The organism is Actinoplanes sp. NPDC023936, from assembly GCF_040639325.1.
Taxonomy (GTDB): Bacteria; Actinomycetota; Actinomycetes; order Mycobacteriales; family Micromonosporaceae; genus Actinoplanes.
The window spans coordinates 1-5,440 of record NZ_JBEZZR010000086.1 but is presented as its reverse complement, the minus strand read 5'-3'; the positions used below and the strand labels follow the sequence as shown (position 1 = coordinate 5,440).

Annotated in this window: 3 protein-coding genes; all 3 read right to left on the bottom strand. The window is 73.4% G+C overall.

Annotation, left to right across the window (positions count from 1 at the left end):
- Positions 1-610: polyketide synthase (locus AB0F72_RS42045; RefSeq protein WP_360444908.1), on the bottom strand; the 610-nt coding region annotated here is incomplete at its 3' end.
- Complete coding sequence (locus AB0F72_RS42040) at positions 607-3,819, bottom strand: amino acid adenylation domain-containing protein (RefSeq protein ID WP_360444905.1); 3,213 nt, start codon at positions 3,817-3,819, stop codon at positions 607-609. The genes AB0F72_RS42040 and AB0F72_RS42045, both read right to left, overlap by 4 nt.
- The coding region (locus AB0F72_RS42035; protein WP_360444902.1) for an acyltransferase domain-containing protein at positions 3,816-5,440 on the bottom strand (1,625 nt) is incomplete at its 5' end. The genes AB0F72_RS42035 and AB0F72_RS42040, both read right to left, overlap by 4 nt.

Below are 5,440 nucleotides of genomic sequence, written 5' to 3'. Positions count from 1 at the left end.
CCATGTCGCACTCACCGCCGAGCAGCGACTGACACGCCTGATGGATCGCCACCAGCGACGTCGAACACGCGGTCTGAATGGTCATCGCCGGCCCGTGCAGATCCAGCCGGTACGCGACCCGGGTGGCCAGGAAGTCGTCGTTCGAGCTGATCATCATGGGCAGGTAGTCGAGGTAGAACGCCTGTGCCAGGGACGGATCGCGCATCATGTTGTAGAGCGAGTACGTGTTCATCGACTGTCCGGCGTAGACACCGATCCGTCCCGGGAAACGCGCCGGATCGTGCGCCGCGTCCTCCAGCGCCTCCCACGCCGTCTCCAGGAACAACCGGTGCTGCGGGTCGGTCATCTCGGCCTCGTGGGCGTTGAAACCGAAGAACTCGGCGTCGAACAACTCCACGCCGTCCAGCTTCGCCTTCGCCGGCACATAACTCGGATGCCGATACACCGACTCCGGCACACCCGACGCCGCCAACTCCTCCTCCGAGAAGACCGTCACCGACTCCACCCCGGCACACAAATTCCGCCAGAACTCGGCAACACTCGACGCACCCGGAAAACGACCCGCCATACCCACCACCGCCAGCGCGCCGTCCATGTCCTGGTCACTCATGCGTTTCCCCTCTCCTGAAGTCGCGGACGCGGCCGCTGGGCAATGGCGCGGCGCCGCCGGCCGTAATCGGCGTCGACCGGCGTGACGCCGGGCGCCGGCGCCGACGGATGGCCGCCGGCGTCCAGGTGGGCGGCCAGCCCGGCGATGGTCGGGTGCTCGAAGATGGTGAGCAGCGGGATGTCGTGGCCGAACCGGGCGGACAACTCGGTCTGGACCTCGACGGCGAGCAGCGAGTGCCCGCCCGCGTCGAAGAAGTTCTCGTGCGGGCCGCAGTCGCGTCCCAGCACGTCGCGCCAGACCTCGGCGACCCGGCGGGCGGTCACCCCGGCCGGTGCCGCCGGGCCCGCGGCGGTGTGGCCGAGTTCGGTGCCGGGCGTCTCCGGCAGCGCCCGCCGGTCGATCTTCCCGTTGCTGTTCAGCGGCAGGCGGGGCAGCGCGACGTAGCGGGCCGGGACCATCGAGGACGGCAGCACCGCCGCGCACCAGGCGCGGAGCTCGGCCGCGTCGGTTGCCGAGCCCACCAGGTACGCGACGAGCCGCCGCCGTACCGGATCGTCGCCCTCCACCAGGACCGCGACGTCGTCCACCGCCTCGTGCCGCCGCAGGGTCGACTCGATCTCGCCGAGCTCGATCCGGTGTCCGCGGAGTTTGACCTGGTTGTCGCCGCGACCGAGGTACTGGATCACGCCGTCCGGCCGGTGGCGGACCACGTCGCCGGTCCGGTACAGCCGGCCCCCGGCCGGCCCGAACGGGTCGGGGACGAACCGCTCGGCGCTCACCTCGGGCGCGCCGAGATAGCCGTCGGCCACCCCGGCGCCGCCGATGTACAGCTCCCCCGGCATGCCCGGCGGGACCGGCTCGCCCCCGGCGTCGAGCACGTAGAGCCGGGTGTTCGGTGTCGGCCGCCCGATCGGGGTGGGCCGTTCGCCACGCCGCACCCGGTGCCCGGCGGCCCACACGGTCGCCTCGGTCGGGCCGTACATGTTCCACACCTCGGGGCAGCGGTCCAGCAGCTCGTCGGCCAGCTCCGGGGTGAGCGCCTCCGCGGTGGAGACGGCCAGCCGCAGGTCGCCGCCCTTCCAGCCGGTGCCGGTCAGCAGCCGCCAGGTGGAGGGCGTGGCGTCGAGCACTGTCACCCCGTGCTCCCGGATCAGTTCTCGCAGGCGGCGCCCGTCGCGGACGTCCTCCTCGGTCGCCAGGACCACCCGGGCGCCGGTGGCGAGCGGCGCGAACACCTCGTAGAGCGCGATGTCGAAGCAGATCGTGCTGACCGCGAGCACCACGTCGTCCGGTCGCAGGCCGGGCACGTCGCGCACGGTGGTCAGGAAGTTCACCGCCGCCCGGTGCGGCACCAGCACACCCTTGGGCCGGCCGGTGGACCCGGAGGTGTGCAGCAGGTAGGCGGGGTCGTCCGGGGCGGCCGCGCGTCCCGCCACCACCGGGCCTTCCCCGAGCGAGTCGTCCACGATCGTCCGCCGGCCGGGGAACCGATCACGCCACTGCGCCGAGGTCACCACCAGGCCGGCCCCGGCGTCGTCGAGCAGCCCACTGTGCCGCGCGGCGGGATGCGCCGGATCCAGCGGCAGGTAACCGGCGCCGGACTTGAGTACCCCGAGGATCGACGCGACCAGATCGAAGCGGCGGGGCAGGCAGACGCCGACCAGCGATCCCGGCCCGGCGCCGGCCCGGCGCAGCCGATCGGCCACGCTCTCCGCCCGAAGATCCAGTTCCCGGTACGTGTGCCGCCCGCCCGCATCGACCACCGCGACCACGTCCGGGGTCCGGCCCGCCTGCTCCTCGATGAGCTGGTGCATGCGGGCGCCGGACGGCACCGGAACCGCGGTGTCGTTCCACTCGGTGAGGATCCGCCGCCGCGTCCCGTCGTCCATCAGCGGCAGCCGCGACACCGGCCGCTCCGGATCGGCGATGGCGTGCCGCAGCGCCACCGTGAACTGTCCGGCCAGGGCCTGCACGGTGGCCCGGTCGAACAGGTCGGTGGCGTACTCGATGATGCAGAAGACGCCCTGGTCACCGCGGTGCGCGTAGAGCGACAGGTCGAACTGGGCGTTGCCGCTGTGCTGCGGGATCGGGGTGACCGTGAGGCCGCCCGTGGTGAACGGCCGCATCGGCTCGTCCTGCCAGCTGAACAACGTCTGGAAGAGTGGGTGCCGGCTCAGGTCGCGGGCCGGGCGCAGGGCGTCCACCAGCATCTCGAACGGCACGTCCTGGTGGGCGAAGTCCGCCGAGATCCCGGTGCGGATCCGGCCGAGCAGCTCCCGCAGGCCGGGATCGCCGGTCAGCGTGGTGCGCAGCGCCAGGGTGTTGGCGAAGAAGCCGAACAGGTTCTCCAGCTCGGGCCGGGTGCGGTTGGCCACCGGTGTGCCGATCACCAGATCGTCCTGGCCGGACCAGCGGTGCAGCACCACCGCGAAGACGGCGAGCCCGAGCATGAACGGGCTGACCTGCTCGGACCGGGCGAACTCGCGCAGGCCCGCGTCCAGATCGGACGGCAGATCGAAGTGGTAGGTGTCGCCCCGGTGGGTCTGCACCGCCGGCCGGGGGCGGTCGGTGGGCAGGTCGGAGACGGTCGGCGCGCCGGCCAGGCGGTCCGTCCAGTAGGCGAGCTGCCGGTCCAGCACCGGGCCGGCGAGGTATCCGCGCTGCCAGGCGGCGAAGTCGCCGTACTGCACCGGCAGCCGGGGCAGCCGCGGCTCCCGGCCGGCGGCCAGCGTGCCGTAGGCCTCGGCCAGCTCGGTCGCCAGCACCCCGCCGGACCAGCCGTCGGCGATGATGTGGTGCACGGTCAGCACCAGGACGTGCCGGTCGGCGGCGAGCCGGGCGAGCACCACGCGCAGCAGCGGACGCCGCAGGTCGAACGGGATCCGGGCCCGGCCGGTGATGAACTCGTCCAGCTGGTCCGCGGCGACGTCGACGATCTCGATCGGCTGCTCGTCGACCGGCTCGACGACCTGCACCGGCTCGCCGTCGTCCGCCACGATCACGGTCCGCAACGCCTCGTGCCGGGCCCGGATCAGGTGCACCGCCCGGTCCAGGGCGGATACGTCCAGCGGTCCGGTCAGGCGCAGCGCGATCGCCATGTTGTGCGCGCCGGTCTCCGCGCCGTGCAGCCGGTCCAGGAACCAGAGACGGCGCTGCTGGAAGGAGAGCGGCGCGGGCCGTCCGGGCGGCCGGTGCGGGATCACGCTCATCGCGGGTCACCGCCGGCCAGTCGCTCGGCCTCCTCGTCGGAGAGCCCGTCGAGCTCCGCGAGGAGCCGTTCCTCGATCAGCGCGGCCTGCCGGGCGATGGTGCGCGCGGCGAACGCCTCGGCCACGGTCAGCCCGATCTGGAAGACGTCCTGCAACCGGGCCACCAGCCGGCCGGTGAGCAGCGAGTCGCCGCCGAGCAGCAGGAAGTCGTCGAAGACGCCGACGGTCCGGTACCCCAGCAGTTCCCGCCAGGTGACAGCCACGGTCTCCTCGAACTCGGTGCGCGGCGCCACGTACTCGGTGGGTAGCTGCGGGCGGTCGTGCCGCGGCGCCGCGGCCGCGGCGTCCGCCTGCGGCCCGGTGGGTGGTCCGGCTTCGTCGTCCAGCAAGCTGTAGCGACGTCTTTCGAAGGGGTACGGCGGAAGCGTCACCCGGTGCCGCCGCTCCCCGGCCGTGAACGCCGCCCAGTCGATCGGCGTGCCGGCCAGCCAGAGCCTCGCCATCGCGGTGAGCAGCACCTCGACCTCGTCCTCATCCGGGCCGGACGGCGCCGACGCGACGATGGACGTGGTGGCCTCGGCACCCGCGGCCCGGCTGATGGCGAGCGCCATGGTGCCGAGCGCATGGCCGGGCCCGACCTCGAGGAACGCCGCGTCCGGGAGCCCGGTGGCGGTCCGCAGGTTGTCCCCGAACCGGACGGTGCCGCGCAGGTGCCGCACCCAGTAACCGGGGTCGGTGGCGTCCTGTTCGCTGAGCCAGCCGCCTGTCACGTTGGAGCCGACCAGCCGCTGCGGTGGCCGGAGCCGGACGGTGTCCATGTGCCGGGCGAAGGCGTCGAGGTGCGGGTCGAGCATCCGGGTGTGCGCGGCCTGCCGGACCCGGATCAGCCGGTTGCGCACACCGTCGGCGTCGAGCCGGTCGGCGGCGGCTCGGACCGCGCCGGCGGGTCCGGAGAGGACGGTCTGGTCGGGGGCGTTGACGGCGGCCACGTCCAGATCGGCGCCGGCGTAGTCGCACGCGGCCTGTTCGCCGAGGTTGACCGCGAGCATGGCGCCGTCGGGCAGGCCGTCGATGAGCCGGCCCCGGACGGCCACGGTGTTGATGGCGTCGCCGAGGTCGAAGACTCCGGCGAGGCAGGCGGCGACGTACTCGCCGCTGCTGTGCCCGATCATCGCTTGCGGCTGGACGCCCCACGACTCCCAGAGCTTGGCGAGGGCGTACTCCACCGCGAAGAGGGCGGTCAGGCGGCCTTCGGTGGTGTCCAGAACCGCGGTGGCGCGGGGGTCGTCGCCGCGGGCCCGGACGACGTCGCGCAGGTCGTGTCCGATCCGGCCGGCAACCAGGTCGGCGCACCGGCCGAGGTGCTCGGCGAAGACCGGCTCGTCCCGCAGCAGCGCGCGGCCCATGCCGGCGTACTGGCTGCCGCCGCCGGGGAAGAGGAAGACAACCGCGGGCGGGAGGTCGGCGGCCCGGCCGGTCAGCAGCCGCTCCGGGTCGGCGCCGGTGAGGGTGGCGACCGCTTGATCGGTGTCGCGGCAGACCACCGCGCGCCGGCACGCGAAATGCCGGCGGCCGACCTGCAACGTATGGGCGGCGTCCGCCAGATCCACATCCGCCAGCG